This window comes from Polymorphobacter megasporae (assembly GCF_018982885.2).
Taxonomy (GTDB): Bacteria; Pseudomonadota; Alphaproteobacteria; order Sphingomonadales; family Sphingomonadaceae; genus Polymorphobacter_B; species Polymorphobacter_B megasporae.
In genome coordinates this window covers 952,042-969,937 of record NZ_CP081848.1, presented here as the reverse complement: position 1 = coordinate 969,937, position 17,896 = coordinate 952,042, and the positions used below count along the sequence as shown (strand labels likewise).

The 17,896-nt window shown below is 62.3% G+C and carries 15 protein-coding genes; 11 read left to right on the top strand and 4 right to left on the bottom strand.

Annotated features, from left to right (window positions below; translation table 11 throughout):
* Positions 1-22: 22 nt before the first annotated feature.
* The gene (locus tag KTC28_RS04525) at positions 23-334 is read right to left on the bottom strand and encodes a hypothetical protein (protein WP_216710074.1); all 312 of its coding nucleotides are present in this window, start codon (positions 332-334) and stop codon (positions 23-25) included.
* 414 nt (positions 335-748) lie between these two features.
* Between KTC28_RS04525 and KTC28_RS04520 the strand changes: the two genes are divergently transcribed.
* The 5 genes from KTC28_RS04520 to KTC28_RS23265 all read left to right on the top strand — a co-directional run bounded on the left by KTC28_RS04520 (position 749) and on the right by KTC28_RS23265 (position 4,502).
* Entirely contained in the window at positions 749-1,786 is a 1,038-nt protein-coding gene (locus tag KTC28_RS04520; RefSeq protein ID WP_216710075.1) for a sensor histidine kinase, read from the top strand.
* 9 nt (positions 1,787-1,795) lie between these two features.
* Positions 1,796-2,689, top strand: coding sequence for an AraC family transcriptional regulator (locus KTC28_RS04515; RefSeq protein WP_216710076.1), 894 nt, complete (start codon positions 1,796-1,798; stop codon positions 2,687-2,689).
* Between the two features lie 171 nt (positions 2,690-2,860).
* Positions 2,861-3,478, top strand: a complete 618-nt coding sequence (locus KTC28_RS04510; protein ID WP_216710077.1) for a sulfite oxidase-like oxidoreductase — start codon at positions 2,861-2,863, stop codon at positions 3,476-3,478.
* On the top strand, positions 3,475-4,227 hold the full coding sequence (locus KTC28_RS04505) for a ferredoxin reductase (protein ID WP_216710078.1): 753 nt from the start codon (positions 3,475-3,477) through the stop codon (positions 4,225-4,227). Before KTC28_RS04510 ends, KTC28_RS04505 begins: the two co-directional genes overlap by 4 nt.
* Complete coding sequence (locus KTC28_RS23265) at positions 4,227-4,502, top strand: DUF6510 family protein (RefSeq protein WP_219775977.1); 276 nt, start codon at positions 4,227-4,229, stop codon at positions 4,500-4,502. The genes KTC28_RS04505 and KTC28_RS23265 overlap by 1 nt, the downstream gene beginning before the upstream one ends.
* Before the next feature lie 606 nt (positions 4,503-5,108).
* On the opposite strand, the gene KTC28_RS04495 is transcribed toward KTC28_RS23265, so the two are convergent.
* Positions 5,109-7,289: a beta-glucosidase gene (locus KTC28_RS04495; RefSeq protein ID WP_216710079.1), complete on the bottom strand. Its 2,181-nt coding sequence runs from the start codon at positions 7,287-7,289 to the stop codon at positions 5,109-5,111.
* Positions 7,290-7,314: 25 nt separating this feature from the next.
* Complete coding sequence (locus KTC28_RS04490; RefSeq protein WP_216710080.1) at positions 7,315-9,786, bottom strand: TonB-dependent receptor; 2,472 nt, start codon at positions 9,784-9,786, stop codon at positions 7,315-7,317.
* 140 nt (positions 9,787-9,926) lie between these two features.
* Here KTC28_RS04490 and KTC28_RS04485 point away from each other — a divergent pair, with 140 nt between their 5' ends.
* The 3 genes from KTC28_RS04485 (at position 9,927) to glk (ending at position 13,400) form a co-directional block, all read left to right on the top strand.
* Complete coding sequence (locus tag KTC28_RS04485; RefSeq protein ID WP_216710081.1) at positions 9,927-11,153, top strand: MFS transporter; 1,227 nt, start codon at positions 9,927-9,929, stop codon at positions 11,151-11,153.
* Entirely contained in the window at positions 11,150-12,199 is a 1,050-nt protein-coding gene (locus tag KTC28_RS04480; protein ID WP_216710082.1) for a LacI family DNA-binding transcriptional regulator, read from the top strand. The genes KTC28_RS04485 and KTC28_RS04480 overlap by 4 nt, the downstream gene beginning before the upstream one ends.
* Positions 12,200-12,401: 202 nt before the next feature.
* Entirely contained in the window at positions 12,402-13,400 is a 999-nt protein-coding gene (gene glk, locus KTC28_RS04475) for a glucokinase (protein WP_216710083.1), read from the top strand.
* Between the two features lie 5 nt (positions 13,401-13,405).
* Here glk and KTC28_RS04470 read toward each other — a convergent pair whose 3' ends face one another.
* Complete coding sequence (locus KTC28_RS04470; RefSeq protein WP_216710084.1) at positions 13,406-13,594, bottom strand: hypothetical protein; 189 nt, start codon at positions 13,592-13,594, stop codon at positions 13,406-13,408.
* Between the two features lie 374 nt (positions 13,595-13,968).
* Here KTC28_RS04470 and KTC28_RS04465 point away from each other — a divergent pair, with 374 nt between their 5' ends.
* The 3 genes from KTC28_RS04465 (at position 13,969) to KTC28_RS04455 (ending at position 17,771) form a co-directional block, all read left to right on the top strand.
* Complete coding sequence (locus tag KTC28_RS04465; protein ID WP_216710085.1) at positions 13,969-14,493, top strand: YkgB family protein; 525 nt, start codon at positions 13,969-13,971, stop codon at positions 14,491-14,493.
* Between the two features lie 89 nt (positions 14,494-14,582).
* Entirely contained in the window at positions 14,583-16,289 is a 1,707-nt protein-coding gene (locus tag KTC28_RS04460; RefSeq protein ID WP_216710086.1) for a cation:proton antiporter domain-containing protein, read from the top strand.
* A gap of 180 nt (positions 16,290-16,469) precedes the next feature.
* Positions 16,470-17,771: a family 1 glycosylhydrolase gene (locus KTC28_RS04455; protein WP_216710087.1), complete on the top strand. Its 1,302-nt coding sequence runs from the start codon at positions 16,470-16,472 to the stop codon at positions 17,769-17,771.
* Positions 17,772-17,896 lie beyond the last annotated feature (125 nt).

Sequence of the window (17,896 nt, the reverse complement as noted above, 5' to 3'; positions counted from 1 at the left end):
CACGTCGTCTATGCCTGCTGGCTCAGTGAGCTGGCTGCATCGCATCGTGCTTCATCATGTCGGGATTGGCGGCCGCGAGCTTCTTGCAGCCGGCGTTCTTCATCATCTTGTCGTGGGACATCGCGTTGCAAGCCTTCATCTCGCGCGTGTCAGCGGCGGACATCTTCGGCGTTTCCGCCTGCATCCCGTCGTGCTTCGCCATGGCATCCTGCGCGACGGCCGGCGCGGCTGCCGCGATCAGGAGGAGAGAGAGGGTAAACAAGGTCTTTCGCATTTCGCTGTGCTCCTTGTAGGTCATGATGCCGGCAAGGTAACCGCCGTCCTGCGACGACACGTCGTCGACTGCATTCCTCGCGAAATACCGCCGCTTTCAGACATCCCGTTGCAGGGTCGCGGCGGCCGGCGTGACGGCCCGCGAACCGGCATGTCGCCGGTATCCGACCTTGGGAACCTTGTATCACCGGTCGTCACGCAAATGACCTGCGTTTGCCGAGTGCGATTCAGGAGAAGCACTACGGCGCAAGATGCGCATTAAGATCACCGCATTAGGCGTGTTCTTGCCGGAAGTTCGCCGCGAGCTGAGCGTAACCGCATAATTGGAAGTAAGCCGCGCCGAGGTTCCGTGATAGATGAACGGAGTGGGCGGCGCACAATCGCTTGAAGCAAGGAACGGGTGCGGTGATCGACTGCAGACACGCCGTCCTTAAAGTCTTTGGAAGTGAGGCCTTCGCGGATGCTGGAACAAATAATGGCCGCCCAGGCGGTGAACAGTCTTCTGATGGCGATCATTGCCGCATCCGAGGTGCCGCTCGTCTTGTTGGACGGCGACTGCACCGTCCTAGCCGCGAGCAGGTCGTTCGTTCAAATCTACCAGATGGAAACAGTGAGGGAGACGGGACTGTCGCTTTACGAAATGCAGGATAGTGAATGGGACGTGCCTGAACTCCGCTCGCTGCTAAATGCGACGATCTCCGGTCATCCGCAGGCTGGAAAGCAGGAGATCGACCACGTCCGGCGCGGTCGAGGCTCCCGACGCCTCGTACTCGGGGCGGAACGGCTGACCTACGCTGACCCCGGCAACACGCGTATGCTTTTGACGATCGCCGACGTCACCGATGCGCGTCTGACCGAACGGATCAGAGAGAAGGCCCTGCTTGAGAAGACGGTGCTCCTCAAGGAGCTTCAGCACCGTATCGCCAACAGCCTGCAGATCATAGCGAGTGTTCTGATGCAGAGCGCAAGTCGAATTCAGTCCGAGGAGACGCGGACCCATCTCTACGATGCCCACCGCCGCGTCATGTCCGTAGCCGCGATCCAGCGCCATCTTTCTTCCGTGACGGACAGCGACGTCGGGATGCGCGCCTACCTGACCGAGCTTTGCCAGAGCATCCGCGCTTCAATGATGAACAGCGACCAAAATCTGGAGCTTCACGTGGAGGTCGACGACAGCATGGCCACGGCCGACTTCTCGATGAGCATTGGGCTGGTGGTGACAGAGCTGGTCATCAATGCGCTGAAGCACGCCTTCGTGAATCGCCGCGGTGGTACGATCAACGTCACGTACAACGGCCGTGACAAGGACTGGTTGCTCTCCGTCGTCGACGACGGCGTCGGCATCCCCACCAACCCGCTGCTCCGTCATGCTGGCTTGGGGAGCAGCATCGTAAGCGCGATCGCACACCGGCTCTCGGCTCGGATTGAACGGGCCGACGCCAATCCAGGAACTAGGGTTTCGATATCGAGTGCGTCTCGCGCGAAGGCCGGAACGTCGCTAAAATCGATGTGAGGCTAGTTGATGACCGTCGCAGGCGCCCCGCCCTATCCAGTCTCCCCGCTATGTTGGGATGGGATTTCCGCGCCGCCCTTGGTGAGCAGCAGGGGGAGCGGATCGACGCGGACGCTGATCCGCTGGTGGTGTGACGTCGATGCCCACATCGTGCAGCCGGCGCTGGATCAGCATTATCTGACCATACACCTGGGCGGCCCCAAACGGATAATGCGTCGCGGTGAAGGCGGTGCAAGAACGGTCGAGACAGACACGGGCGCACTATCCATCGTTCCAGCCGGTGCGGCCTTCGACTGGCACACAGACGGCCCGATCGAGTTCGCGCACATCTACCTGACGCCGAGCCTGCTCAACCGCGTCAGCTTGGAGGAGCTCGACCGCGACAATGCGGCGCTTTGCCTCGAGGATCGGCTCGGCTTCCGGGATTCGCTCCTTCAGATGCTGTTTCTCGAGTTGCTGGAGGAGATCGCAGGGACGACCTCGGCATCGCGCCTCTACGTTGACACTCTGCTGCACTCGCTTCAGTTGCGGCTACTCAGAACGTACGCCAACGCGCCGTCGGCGCCACTGAGACAACGGCACTCGATCGCTCCATATCGTCTACGACGGGTGCTGGACTTCATGGAGGCCAACCTGGCCGAGGACGTCGCCTTGACGGATCTGGCGGCGGCGGCTGGAGCAAGCCCGTTCCATTTCAGCCGGGCCTTCGCGACGGCCACGGGAATGCCGCCGTACAGGTACCTGCTGATCCGACGGACCCAGCGGGCGAAGGATCTCCTGTCCAGCGGCGACGGATCCATGAGCGATGTCGCCCGCGAATGCGGCTTCAACAGCGCGGCCCAGTTCTCGAGGATGTTCAAGCTCATCACCGGAACCTCGCCGCTCAAGTTCAGGCAACGGTGATCAGCGTCTGGTCCGCCTGGCGTCGACTTCGGGAAACGGCCCGATCCTGCCGTCGTCTGCGCCATCTTGCGCATAGCTCGGGCGGATGTCGTCGAAGGGCGCGATGTCCGGATCCTCCGCTCCGCGAGGACCGTTGATGCCTGAACTTCGGATTGGTTCGGGAACTGCTTGATGGTCATCACCCGCGGCTTTTCAGGACGAGGTCGGCCGGCGGGTCAGTATTCGGGACGTGTCCCTCCCGGGCAGCATCTGGTCTCCGATTTTCCCGTTCTGACTGCAGGCCCGACGCCGCGAACGCACTTAGAGCATTGGTCGCTGTCGCTGCGCGACGCAGAGCGCGACCTGACCGTTTTGAGCTGGGCCGACTTCGAGGCCCTGCCGCAGTCCGAGATGACCACGGACATCCATTGCGTCACGAAGTGGACCAAGCTGGACACGGTCTGGCGCGGGGTGACCGTGGACGATCTCCTGAAGGGGGCCGGTCTAACGAACCCGCCGGGCAGGTTCGTCACGGCCGAATGCGACGGCGGGTACACGACGAACCTGCCTGTGGCGGACCTCATCGACGGAAAGGCCATGGTCGCGACGCATTTCGGCGGCGACCCCCTGACGCCGGCCCACGGCGGCCCGGCGCGGTTGCTGGTTCCGCACCTGTACTTCTGGAAGAGCGCCAAGTGGGTCCGCGGCTTGCATTTCTGCGACCGTGACCATCCGGGCTTCTGGGAATCGCTGGGGTATCACGTCTACGGCGACCCCTGGCGCGAGCAGCGCTACACGGGCGACGCATGACTAGCGCTGCGCTCCTGCCTTTGCGCTGGCGGACCGCAACCGTGATCGCGAGGCGTCCCGAGACGCCGCACGTCGCGACGCTCGTCCTCGACGTCCCCGGCTGGCCCGGACACAAGGCGGGTCAGCATGTGGACCTGCGGCTGACTGCAGCGGACGGGTACGAAGCCCAACGCAGTTACTCGATCGCGTCGGCGAACGACGGCACGGCGGTCGCCATCACCGTCGAGCGCGTCGCTGACGGGGAGGTGTCGCCCTTCCTGCTGGATGATGTCCGTGTTTCGGACGATCTCGAGCTTCGTGGCCCCATCGGCGGGTATTTCGTCTGGAGCCTGGAGGACGGAAATCCGTTGCTTCTGATCGCCGGAGGCTCGGGAGTTGCTCCTATGATGTCGATACTGCGCGCACGAGCCCAGGCACTGAAACCGCCAGCCGCCCGCTTGCTCTATTCTTCTCGCGACCAGGCAAGCATCATCTACCGTGACGAACTCGATGGGATGACCGCCGCCACCGATGGACCTCGGATACTCTACACTTTGACGCGTGAGCGGCCCGTCGTCTGGAGCGGTGCACTCGGACGGGTCGACCGGGTGATGCTCGAGCGCATCGGCTTTCCCCCGACTGACGACCCGTTAGCGTACGTCTGTGGTCCGACCCCGTTCGTCGAGCAGGTCGCTGCCGACCTCGTGGCGCTCGGGTATGCCGAGGAGAGGATACGAACCGAGCGTTTCGGACCCACGGGAGCTAACTGATGACTGATGTAGTACACCCGCTAGACGGGAACGCGGCCGCCGGCCCCCTGAGTAGGCTGTTCGCCTCGGATGTCACCGGCGCGGTGGTCGTGTGCGGGGAATGTGGTCGCGAGGGGGCGCTTGCGACTCTCGCGTTGTACGGGAGGGGCACCGGCCTCGTGCTCCGTTGCCCGACCTGCGAGACGGTCAACCTCCGGTTGCTGGATACGGGAAGGACGATCCATCTCGACCTCCGGGGCTGCCTTCGCATGTCCGTGCGCGTCGCTCTAGACTAGGACCGCCCCGCTTGTTCATGCGGTAAGAGCCTTTGCCTGCGGCAAGTCGCGCACGCTTCGAGAGCAACGGACCGGCGCCAGTTGCCGGCCAAGCAGAGCGGAGGCCGTCTCCGCGGGTGTCCGGCATGATCGCATGATCCTGCCTTCGGACGAAAGCGACTGTCTTGAATTGCAAGCTCCAGCGGGTCACTGGATGACAGTCTTTTGAGGATCTATATGGTTTAGACGCGGCCGCTCTGGGCGGAAAGCTGAGTTTTGTAGTTGCTTGCCGCATGTCTGATTTGGGGCTGGTAGCCGCCTGACCACTCTTGGGATTTTACGACGGGATTGCTGACATTTGACCCATCGCGAGCCGCGGCGGCGGCCGTCTAACGCGGGACGTACGGAAGGCGGTATTGCCGCAGCACGCGCTGGAAAAGCTGCCCGGAAAACTACCGCGATCCCAAGATGTTGATCGGCATTTAAACAGGACCCCTAGTCAAAGTCGCTTACGGCATGACCTCAAAGGGTTACATGCTGAAACAGCCGGTCACCGTGCTACGCAATTTTACAAATCGACGAAGGTGGCGCCGCGCTCGGCTGGGGATTGATCGCTTTAACGCAGCGTCACTGATTAGATTGGATTAGCGGCAAATGGATCGTTGTAGCCAGTGCAGTGTCGCCAGCGAAATGCCCAACCGCTAGGCGATAGTTGTCCGGCGCAATTGACCAATCGCCCTTGTCGCCGAATCGCGCGAAGGTACGCGGCTCGAGAGCGACGGTTACATGTTTTGTCTCGTTTGGCGCAAGCATCACACGTGTCCACCCTGCTAGCCGGAAGGTCTTTGTCCCCGCGCTGCCCGCCGCCTCGACATAAACCTGCGGCACGTCGGCCCCGGCCGTGTGACCTACGTTGGTCACGTCGAAGCTGACCTGCATTTTATTTATCTTAATCCGGTCATAGCGGAAGGTCGTGTACGACAACCCAAAGCCGAACGCGAACAGTGGCTTGCGGTGCTTCAGCGCGTACCAACGGTAGCCAACGTCGGCACCCTCGATATAGTCGACCGTGAACGGCGCGCCCCTGCCATCGGCGTCGATACCGGCGATCCCGACCGGCCCAGGGCGCGGTGCGTCGTCGGCGCGTATGGGGAAAGTTATCGGCAGATGCCCGCTCGGATTTACCGCGCCGCTCAGCAGCCTAGCGAGCGCCTCACCGCCGCGCTGCCCCGGATACCACGCCTGCAACACCGCCGACACTCGGCCGAGCCATGGCATCAGTACGGGGCCGCCGGTTTCGAGGACGACGAGTGTCCGCTTATTAGCCGCTGCTACCGCGTCAATAAGCGCGTCCTGGTTGTCGGGCAGCGCGAGGATCGCGGCGTCCATCGCCTCGGTCTGCCACTGTGTCGCGAAGACGATCGCAAGGTCGGCGTAGCGCGCGGCCGTCTGGGCGGCGGCGAGACTTCTGCCGTCGACATAAGTGATCCTCGCTTCCGGAAACGCAGCGCGCAGCGCGCGCAGCGGCGACGACGCGTGCCACGTCGTCCGCGCGAACGACGCCGCTGCGCCCGACTTGAGCGGAATTTCGACCGGTGCACCGCCCACGGAACGGACCTGTGACGATCCCCCGCCAGACAAGACGCCGACGTCCGCATGGCCGCCGATCAGCACGATCCGCTTCGTGGTTGCGGCGAACGGCAGCAGCCCGCTTTCGTTCTTGAGCAAGACCATCCCCTCCTCGGCAACGCGTTGCGCGACTATCGCGTGAGCCGCGTAGTCGATCTGATGCGGCGTCGTCGGCACCGGGTCGTCTAACAAGCCGGTGTCGACCATGCCGAACACTATGCGGCGCGTCATGTCATCGAGTCTTGCCGCCGGGATGCCCCCCGTGGCGATCGCCCGCTCCAGCGGGGCGGCAAAATAGTCGATTTTGTCGAGTTCTTGCCCCGATTCCTGGTCGAGGCCCGACATCACGGCCTTGTCGGTCGAGTGGACCGCACCCCAGTCCGACATGACCCAGCCGCGATAGCCCCAGTCGCCTTTCAACACGCCGGTCAGCAGCGCCGCATTCTCGCACGCATACTCGCCGTTGACCCGGTTGTATGCGCACATCACCGACCCCGGCTGCCCGCGTTCGATCGCCAATTGAAACGCGAGGAGGTCGCTCTCGCGGAGCGCCTGGGGCGCAATTCGCGCGTCGAGCACCATCCGCCCCGTCTCCTGCGAATTAAGCACGAAGTGCTTGACCGTCGATACAATGTGATTGCTCTGAACGCCGCGTATCGCCTCGCCCGCAAGCGTGCCGGCGAGGAGAGGGTCTTCGCCAAGATATTCAAAATTACGACCGTTCCACGGGTCGCGCGTCAGGTTGACCCCGCCGGCTAGTAGGACGTTGAAGCCCTTTGCGCGGGCTTCGGCTCCGATCATCGCCCCGCCAGCATAAGCCAACTCGAGGTCGAAGCTCGCCGCGGTTGCCAACCCTGCCGGCAGCGCAGTGGCGACGTCGCCCTTGCGCTGCTCAACCTGATTGGCGACGCCGAGGCTGGCGTCGCTTTCGCGCAGCGCGGGTATGCCGAGCCGGGCGATCCCCGGAATATAGCCTGCTGACGGCACCATCGGGACAGGCGGAACCGGCTTTGCTAACGGCGGAAAATAGCCGTGAATGAGCGCGAGCTTCTCCGCCGTCGTCATTTTGACCACGATTGCCGCCGCGCGGTCCTGCGCCGATTGCGGAGCGCCGACAGCTGGCGCAGCGAAGGCTGCGGCGCTGGCAATTACCAGCGTCGCTTTGGGATACGCTAACATCAACCGGTTTCCTTCGTCGCGCAGTTTAGAAGTTCAACCGGACCCGCCCGCCGAAAGTTCGCGGCGCCTGATAGTTCGACAAAAACACCGGTGCGTATTGCGTCGGCCCGAAGGTGCTCGCGTTGGTCCGAATCTTGCCGTCCTCGACGTTCTGCACAAACAGCTCTAGCAGATACTTGTCCGCAGGTGCATTGTAGCGAAGCGCGAGGTCAGTTCGGCTGTAGGCCTTTTGCTTGTCGAAATCGCTGCCGTAATAGACCGGCACACCGTTGACGACACGGTTGGTCCGGTCGCCGTCGAAGAAGCTCAGCCAGCTCCGCGTCTCATAATGAACTGTCGCGCGCGGTGTAAAGCTGCCCCCATTCGTAAGTTTGAAGTCATGCTCGTAGGTCGCCGTAGCCGAGAAGCGGGGTGCATGAGCAAGTTCGTTGCCGGCGAGATCACGTAGTGAGCTTACAGCCCCTTGATCGTCGAAGCGGCCGTCGGCAGTGACAAGCGTCTTCAATTTGGTCTTCTGCACCGTCGCCGAGACTTGGATCCGGTCATTCTCGGTAACGTTGGCGACCGCTTCGGCTTCGAAGCCATAGGCGGTAGCACCTTTCGCGTTCTGCGTAATAATCTGCGAGGCGATCGTGTTGCCGGCCGCGTCCCGCGTCGTCAACACTTGATTGACTTGGTAGCCGGTGAAGTCGGAGTAATAACCAGCAACATTGAGCGTAAGGCGGCGATCAAACAGTCGGCTCTTGAGGCCGACTTCGTAGTTGGTGATATTCTCCGGATTTGTCGTGCGACCTCCGTCCTGTATGTTACCGGACTTGAAGCCGGTGCTGATACTAGCATATCCAAGAACGTTATCGGCGAGATCTGCATCGATGCGCCCGAGGTAACTGAGCTTATTCCAGCTGCCCTTGACGTCATTGTTTGAGATCGAGAATGCGCCACCCTGGGCGTTGAGTAGAGCGACGAGTTGGTCTGCGGTCGCGTTCGGGAACTGACCGAAGATGTTAATGTTGCACGGACCGCTCGTCGGGCAGCCGAACGCGGTCACGTTGCGGCCGCCGACATCCTTCTTGGTGTCGTGGGTGTAGCGGAGGCCACCGGTTAGACGCAGCCGCGAATTGACGTTCCATGTCGCCTGACCGAAGCCCGCGAGTGAATCGATCTCTCGGTCGGCCTGAATGAAGCTGCCGACGAAGGCGCGTGTACTTCCGTCGCGATAACCGTCGCGCTGATCGACATCGAAGCGGATCTTGTTGACCTCGTGGGCATAATATACGCCGCCGATGAAGTCGATCGTATGCTGGCCCTGCGACTTTAGCTGGAACTCGTGGCTCGAAAAATCATACTTCGAGTATACTGTCGCATTCTGACCGAAGCCGCCTAGGTAAAGTAACTTGCCCGACGCCGGATCGACGCCCCCGGTCGGGGGCAAAGCACCCGCATCGGCATCGGTCTGGGTACTGCCGCCGATCCTCGTAAAACCAGCGATATATTCGGCCCGAAGACCATCGCTGATGTCGTAATTGATGTCGCTTCGGATCGCCAACGAGTACCGGTCGGTGTCGGGGGCGGTGTCGCTCAATGTCGACCAGAATTTGGTGCCGGGCCGCGGCGTCTGAAGCAGGCCGATCACCGGAGCGCCCTTGTCGAGGAAATACTCGGCGCTGAGGTTCCAGGTCAGGCGATCTGTCGGCTTGAACAACAGGCTGCCACGCACCGAAGCCTGGTCACGAGCATAGTATTTTTTGCCTGCCGTAACATACGCCGAAGCGTCGATACCCTTGATGTTCGGCGCAGGCTGGAAATCGGCATAACCGTCGTTTCGCTCCGTGACGAAAGCGAACCGGAGGGCCAGCTTGTCGTTCACCGGCAGGTTGACCGCGCCGCGGCTGCCAAAGCGGCTATAGTCGCCGGCGATGGCCTCGACATAGCCCGAGGCGCTGTCGAACTTGGGCTTCGCAGTGATCAGGCTTAACGCGCCGACGGTCGCGTTTCGACCGAAGAGCGTTCCCTGGGGACCGCGCAGCACTTCAGCGCGTTCAAGATCGTAGAACAGGACCGACGCGCCCTGTGAGCGCGAGGAGTATACACCATCGATGTAAATCGCGACCTCGGGGTCGGCGACCTCGGTGTAGGCGCTGTCGTTGCCGATGCCGCGAAGCGTCAAAAGAACCGCAGACTGGTCGCCTTGCTGGGTAAATTGCAGGCTCGGGACGAAGCGGGCGAGATCGGTCACGTCGCGAACCTGCTGGCGGTCGAGCGTCGCCTGGCTGAAAGCAGATACCGCGATCGGGGTCTTCTGCAGGGTCGTCTCGCGGCGCGTCGCTGTGACGATGATATCGGGGTCCTCGGCGAACGCGGATTGTGTGACACCATTGCTCGGCTGCGCTTCTGGGGGCGTGCCGCCGACAACCGGGACGGATTGGGCTACCGCATACGAAGCAGCGAAAGTAGCGACGATAATGGCCGTCCCGGCCAAAAGCCTGGAAATTATCAATTTATCCTCCCGATGCCCTCATATGGGACTTAAGTGCGAAACTACTTGTGCCGACATCGATGTCAACGTGATATGACAGCGATGTCATATTTTATTATAGGTGTGTTTCGGATGTCGCACTTCCGCGCTAGACGATAATTATGTGGTCGTTCTTTAGAGCCGACGCCGACAGCCGGACGGACAGCGCTGTCGCGCTGACGCTCTTTGCGCTCTCAAGCGGCATCTTCTTCATCGGCGGTTTTCTGACCGCGATCGTCAGCCTTCTCGTCCCGCGGTTGAAGCTAATCTACCAGCTAGACTATGCTCAAGCGCTGCTAGTCCAATTCGCGTCGCACCTAAGCTATCTACTTTTCGCGGTGCCGATTACACTTGTCGTAGTTCGCTCGGGCTATATGCGCTCGATCGCCGCCGGGCTGGCTATCATGGCGTGCGGCTGCATCGCGATCGCGACAGCCGACTTTGTTGGAAGTTTCATCCTGGTTCTCGCTGCGCTGCTACTTCTCGCGCTCGGCATCACGTTCCTTCAGATCGCCGCGAATACTGTCGTTACGATCGTGGGGACGAGCGATGGGTCAGCTGCGCGATTGACCTTGCTGCAAGGCTTTAACTCGCTTGGTACCGTTCTAGGGCCAGTGCTAGCCGCGCCGCTACTGCTAGCCGGCGCCGGGAGCGGAGCGGCTATGACGGTCGGCGTGCCGTTCCTCGGCTCGGCAATTGTCCTTATCGGCCTCACGACAGCGTTTATCCTCTACCGCGATCTCCTTGATCCCGCTTCCAGACAAAGCGCAGCGGTGATCCTCACCCGCCTCCCAGCTTTGTTGCAAAATCGGCGGATAGTTGCAGGAATGGGGGCGATGTTCGCTTATGTCGGGGCCGAAGTCACAATTGGCACGCTACTGACCAATTATTTGATGCAGCGGGAGGTGCTCGGCGTAACGCCAGTGACCGCGGGTCGGCTAGTCAGCCTTTATTGGGCAGGAGCGATGATCGGACGCTTCGCCGGTGCGGCGTTGTTGCGGCGCATCGCGACGTCGCGCGTGCTTACCAGTGTCGCGTTGTGCGCGGCTGCATTGACCATGGTCGCGACGTTGGCGAGCGGTGTCGCGAGTGCCGTCGCCCTGCTCGCGGTGGGCCTGTGCAACTCGGTGATGTATCCTACGATCTACACGCTCGCACTACCGTCAGCGGAGGAACTCGCACCGCTCGGTGGCATGCTGCTGTGCATGGCGGTCGTCGGCGGTGCGGTCCTACCGTTATTGACCGGCGTTGCCGCCGATGCAGTCGGCCTCGCTCCTGCGCTGGCGATCCCCGCGTTGTGCTACATCAGCATCGCTGCCTTCGCCGCGACTCGCTGGAGGGCGACATGACCCGGATAATCACGATCAAGGATGTCGCGCTCCGGGCCGGCGTGTCACCTAAGACGGTTTCGCGTGTGCTGAACGACGAAGCGCACGTCAGGCCGGGAGTACGCGCGGCAGTGCAGCAAGTCATTGCCGATCTTGATTACCGGCCGAATACCTTTGCACGCAGTCTGTCGAGCTCGCGGTCATACCTCCTCGGATTGTTGCTAGACGATCCCGGCTCCGGCTACGCCGCTGACATCCAGCTCGGCGCATTGATACGCTGCCGCGCTCGCGGCTATCATCTCGTCGTCGAGCCCGTCGACGTCGCCGCCGACGGCTGGTTGAGTGCGCTTGGTAGCAGCCTGCGCTCGCTTCGGCTCGACGGCGCAATGCTGACGCCGCCTCTGTGCGACAACCAGCGCCTACTCGACCTGCTCGACGATATCGGTCTGCCCTATGTGCGAATTTCGCCGTCGACGGACATTGACCGTTCGGGGTTTGTCCGGATGGACGATCGCGCCGCTGCCTACGAGATGACGAGCTACCTGCTAGGCCTTGGGCACCGCGTGATAGGTTTCATTAAGGGCGATCCTACACACAGCTCATCAGCCGAACGATTCGATGGCTATTGCGCCGCGCTTGCCGACGCCGGGGGTTTGTTCGCGCATGCATTCGTTCGCGAAGGCGATTTCTCGTTTCGCTCCGGGCTCACGCTAGGCGAAGACTTGCTTGGGAGCGCGACCCTGCCGTCGGCGATCTTTTCCAGTAACGACGATATGGCGCTCGGCGTGCTGATAAGCGCGATCAAGCTGGGAATTGCGGTACCAGGCATGCTTTCAATCGCTGGATTCGACGACGCGCCGACTGCGCGTGCCGCGTGGCCGCAATTGACGACGATCCGTCAGCCAAATGGCGAGATGGCGGCGGCAGCGGTCGATATTCTCGTCGATCCCCGTTACCGGTCTAATGTCCACGACGCAGCGTTCAGGCGCCTTTTGGACTACTCACTCGTGCAGCGCTCGAGCACCGGCAGGTTCGAACTCGATAGCCGCTGGGCGCCAGCGATCTGAATCTTCAAATGACTATATCTCTCCCCCCTGATGGGCGCGACCAGATCTCGCGCAACGGATGCTGCTGCCCTCAAAGTTCAAACGCGACACCAATGAACTCGTTTAGGAGAAGTTTTCGGATTTTTAAGACAGCACGCACAGCAATTGATACGGCGAACTACCAGACGTTTACCACCGAGGCACTTGTGGCGGGTAATCTGTAATGGAGGTCGTCGCGGCCGACATCGGCGGCACTCATGCGCGCTTCGCCATCGCCGAGGTCGTCGGCGGCCGCGTGGTCGCGTTGAGGTCTGAGGTAACGATGAAGGTGATCGAGCATGCTAGCCTGCAACTGGCATGGCGCGCGTACGCGACCGCGCTCGGACGTCGATTGCCGCGCGCCGCCGCGATCGCGGTCGCGGGCCCGGTGGGCGGCGATGTGCTCAAGCTGACGAACAACCCCTGGATCATCCGCCCGGCGCTGATCCCCGAGAAGCTCGAGGTCGATGACTTCACGCTGTGCAACGATTTTGTCGCGGTGGGTCACACTGTCGCGTCACTCGGTGAAAGCGGCCTCGCGCATCTCTGCGGCCCCGACCGACCGCTTTCGGCGACCGGTGTCGTGAGCATCGTTGGCCCCGGGACCGGGCTTGGTGTGGCCTTGCTGGTCGGTTCGGGAAATAGTTACCACGTGATTGGCACCGAGGGCGGACATCCTGATTTCGCCCCACTCGACAGCATCGAGGACTCGCTGCTCCGCCGCCTCCGCGCCCGCCACAACCGCGTCTCGGTCGAGCGCGTCGTTGCCGGGCCGGGGCTATCGGCTATCTACAAGACCCTCGCCGAGATCGAGGGGGTCACGACCGCCGACCTGACCGATCAGGCACTATGGACCGCAGCGCTGGCCGGGCACGACCCGCTCGCTGCCGCGGCGCTCGACCGTTTTTGCTTAAGCCTCGGCGCGGTTGCAGGCGACATCGCACTGACACAGGGCGGCTTTGGCGGGGTCGTCATCGCCGGCGGCATTGGCCTGCGGCTCGCCGGGCATTTGCCCAGATCAGGGTTCCGCCAGCGTTTCGTCGCTAAGGGCCGCTTCCAGCCGCTGATGGCATCGATTCCGGTCAAGCTACTGACCTATGCCCAGCCAGGCCTCTACGGTGCCGCAGCCGCCTTCGCCCATAATCGACTTGAAGATGTCCGCTTGAGGCAGTCTCTCGATTAAGGCGTTCACGCTTCGGAGGCGACGATCAAGGGTTCATGTACAAATGGCCCGTTTAACTTGCTATAATCCCAAATTGGCAGAGCCAGTTTTCTCCAAGAATCAGCGCGGTCAACCGAGAATGCCTCTTCATCCGGTAAAAGATGAACGTCGAGGCGAGCCTTCGAGATATCGATACCGACGTAGGTAGGTGCCATCGTGGTCTCTCCCTTCCGCAAACGAGCTTGATGGTCAGCGGCCCAAGCGACTGTCCGAGGTCGACGGCAGCAGGTGGGCACCCAGGCTTTCGTACGGGCTCTTACGCCGCAGGGGAGGACGGGCTGCCACCGTGCCAACCATCGCACGCTTCTGGCCGGCCTCCGAGACTTATAAGGCGAGAGGCTGCCCCCGGTCCCGATGCCTCGCTTTTGCTGCGATACGGAGCCGCCGGCACGGCCTTTCCTGCGAATCTAAGGCTTTGCTGCTGCAAAACACCGTGGCGTGTGTTGCGCTGTCCCGGAAGCGCACCGCCTCTCGCCGTCTCTGTTACGCTCTTCTCGCAGACGGCGGAATTCCTCCTGAGGAAATAAAGATGGCAAGCACGGAAGCATCCCGTCCCGACGAGACCGGTCCACACAATCGGACCCTTTGGGAGGGCGACGACGTCGAGCGATCCGGAGGCTGGGCCATCACGGTAGCCCTGTCCATCGTCTTTCTGTGGTTCGGCGGCCTGAAGTTCTTCAGCTTCGAGCAGCAGGGTCTGGTCGGCATAATTTCGAACAATCCCCTGATCTCGTGGCTCTATACGCTCTTCGGGGTGGCTGGGGGCGCGATCTTCCTAGGCGTCTTCGAGATCGCGAGCGGGCTGCTGATCGCTGGCCGGCTCCTTGATCCCCGCTTGTCCGCGGTCGGCAGCGCCATGGGCGTCTGGTCATTCCTCCTGACGTTGTCATGCATGTTCACGACGCCGGGCGTCATCCAGTCCGGCTATGAGGGCACGCCCGCTCTTTCGGCGCTTCCGGGAGCATTTCTGCTGAAGGATGTCGTTCTGCTTTCTGCATGCTGGTGGCACTTGGGCACGTCGCTCAGGGAGATGCGTCAGCGCCGTCGAACCTAGCCAGGTCGTCGGTCCTGTTTACTGAGCGACCGAAGATACCAGAGGCATCAGTGGCGCTGCCGTCAAAATCATCCCGGCAAGGACCTCGCATGGGCGACATTCAACTCCTGGCCGCGCTAGCCCCGGTCATCCTGCTGCTCATGCTCGGGGTCACGGCGGCATTGGCGTCGCGCGCGATGGGCCTCAGTCCGATCGTGGGCTACTTGATGCTCGGGCTGGGCCTGCGTTTCGCAGGCCTGAACATGGTACTGGACGGCGGAACGATCGCGATCCTCGCGGCGCTCGGCGTCGTGTTCCTGCTCTTCGACATCGGACTCGACTTCTCTTTTACGCACATCCGGGCTCACGCTTCCGACATCTTCGGACTCGGTCCGGTGCAGGTGCTCGCCGGAACGATGGTGTTCTGCGGATTGGCCTTGTTCGCGGGCTTTCCGCTTGCGGCCGCACTGATCATCGGCGCGACGCTAGCGCTCTCATCGACGGCTGTGGTCGCGCGTCTAATCGCCGAACGGCATCAGCAGAACTGCCCGGTGGGCCTGACCGCAACCGCGATCCTGATTTTTCAGGACGTCGCGGCGATCTTCCTGTTGATCGTCGCGGGCGCCCTCGAAACGCATACGCCACTGCTTCCCGCCCTTGGTATCGCGCTGGCCAAAGCGGCCGCGGCCTTCGGAGTGGCGCTGCTGCTTGGCCGGTTCGTGGTCAGGCCAGCCTTTGCGATGATCGCACGGAGCCGGAACGAAGAGGTGTTCACGGGCATCGCGCTGCTCGTCGCGCTTGCCGCCGGCTGGGCGACGGGCTCCGTCGGTCTTTCGTTGACCCTAGGCGCATTCCTCGGGGGGATGATCATCGCGGAAACCCCCTACCGGGTGGTCGTGCAATCGGAGATCAAGCCCTTCAGAGGCCTCTTCCTCAGCTTCTTCTTCATCGCCGTCGGGTTGTCGATCGACGTCGCCGCGTTGCTGCGGGTCTGGCCGGCCTTGATCGGCATGACGGCCGTCCTCATCACCGCGAAGATCGCGGCGAACGCCGCAGCCAGCTTCTCCTTCCGGTGGTCGGCTCCCGGCTCGACCCAGCTGAGCTTCCTCCTCGCCCAGGGATCCGAATTCGCGTTCGTGATCCTGAGCCTCTCGCCGATCCGGCAACTGGTCGGCGAACGCGCGAGCGCGGTGTTGATTGCCTCGGTGGCGATCAGCCTTGCCGTGACGCCGACGCTCGCTGAAGCCGGGCGCAACCTCGCCGGGCGCATGCGTCTGCGACGACCGGTGCTGGCCGACCCTGAACTGAAGCCCCACGCGGAGATCGAACCGGTGTTCATCGCGGGCATGGGCAGCGCCGGGCGGACGCTGGCCGATGCCCTGCAAGCCTTCGGCATCGGCTACGCAGCGATCGAACGTGACGATCGGCGTCTGCGTCGGGCGGTCGCCGACGGCTACAAGGTCGGGTTCGGCGATTTCGCCGATCCGCGAATCTGGGGTCCGATCGCGCTGCATGGTCGCCGCATCAGCGTCCTGACGACGCCTTCGTTCGAGGTGTCGCACGAGCTGTCGTCTTCGATGCTGGATTTCTACCCTGCCCTAACCCGCATAGTAATCGTCCATGATGAGGTCGAGGCGAAGCGGTTCAGCTCGATTGGCATGTTGACCGTGATCGATCGGAGCGTGCCGGCCGGGCTCGACGTCGCGGAGCTCGTGCTGCGCCAGCTCGGGGTAGAACCGGCCAAGATCGCGCGCTGGCTCGTCGACGAGGTGGCGCGCTCGCTGGGCCCGCGCCCGGCCAGGGCCGAAGCGGCGTGAGGTCGTTCGCCGGAACGACGGCCGCGAAGCGTTCGTCCGCCCGACCGGTCCGCCCCCTGAAGCCGCCTCCGGCTCGGGTGGCCCCGTAACTTCACAGGTCGCGACGACGAACACGTCACGTGCCCACGACACTGACTTGATCTGCGCCAGTCGAGACCGCACCACCAGGAGACGTCCACGATGCCAAAGACCTTCATGTTCGCGACGGGCATTGAGAACTCCAATCCGACCATCAACGGCGGACGGACCCGTATCGACGAACTCGAAAGCTGCGGGCACTACCGGTACTGGAAGACTGATATCGATCTCGTGCAGGAGATGTGCATCAGCTACCTGCGTTACGGACCCCCCCTTCATCGTACGTGGCTTGGCGACGGTCGTTACGACTGGGAGTTTGCCGATCTCGCCTTTGCCGAGATATACCGCAAGAACATCGTCGCGATCGTCGACCTGTGCCACTTCGGCCTTCCCGACTGGTTGGGCAATTTTCAGAACAGCGACTTCCCCAAGCTGTTCGCAAGATACGCCGCCGACTTCGCGACGCGCTATCCGTTCATCCAGTTCTACACGCCGGTGAACGAGATGTTCATCTGCGCACTCTTCTCCGCCAAGTACGGCTGGTGGAACGAGGAGGGGGTCACCGACCAGACCTTCGTGACGGCCCTGAAGAACCTGGTGCGAGCGAACGTCCTGGCGATGCGAGCCATCTTGAAGGTCCGTCCGGACGCGATCTTCATCCAGTCCGAATCTTCCGAGTACTTTCATGCCGAGGGTCCGAGCGCGATCGCCAAGGCCGAGATGCTGAACTCGATGCGCTTCCTGAGTCTTGACCTGAACTACGGCACTCGTGTCGATTCCGGTATGTACCATTACCTCGCCGACAACGGCATGAGCCGGGACGAGTACGACTTCTTCATGAATCAGCGACTGAAACCGCACTGCATCATGGGTAACGACTATTACTGGACCAACGAGCACCGGGTCATGATGGACGGCAACAGCCGCGCATCTGGCGAGGTGATCGGCTACGACGCGATCACCAAGCAGTACTATGAGCGCTACCGCCTGCCGGTCATGCACACCGAGACCAACTTCAACGACGGCGCCGACGGCGAAGGCGCGGTTGACTGGCTGTGGAAGCAATGGGCGAACGTCCTGCGGGTGCGGAACGACGGCGTACCGATCCTCGGCTTTACATGGTATTCGCTGACGGACCAGGTCGACTGGGATTCGGCGCTTCGCGAGACGAACGGCAACGTCAATCCCGTCGGACTGTTCGACCTGAACCGCAACATCCGACCGGTCGGCAAGGCCTATAAGCACCTGATGTCACAATGGTGCACCGTCCTGCCGACCCAGAGCATGTGCCTCGTCGTTCCGACGATCTGGCCGCAAGAGTATGACGAGCCGCATGCAAGGCGGCAACGTGCGGACGCGCTCGAGTACAGGACATGGCTCGATGGCAGCGAAGCAGGCACCTAGGACGACGTGTGCCCCTTGCACCGCCGGGACGGAGCCGGCGCTTGGCGCGCCAGCCACGGCGACCGACGTGGCCGCCGCAAGCGGAATGCGGCCTCGTCCACTGCTCGTGAGCGAAGATCGAACGA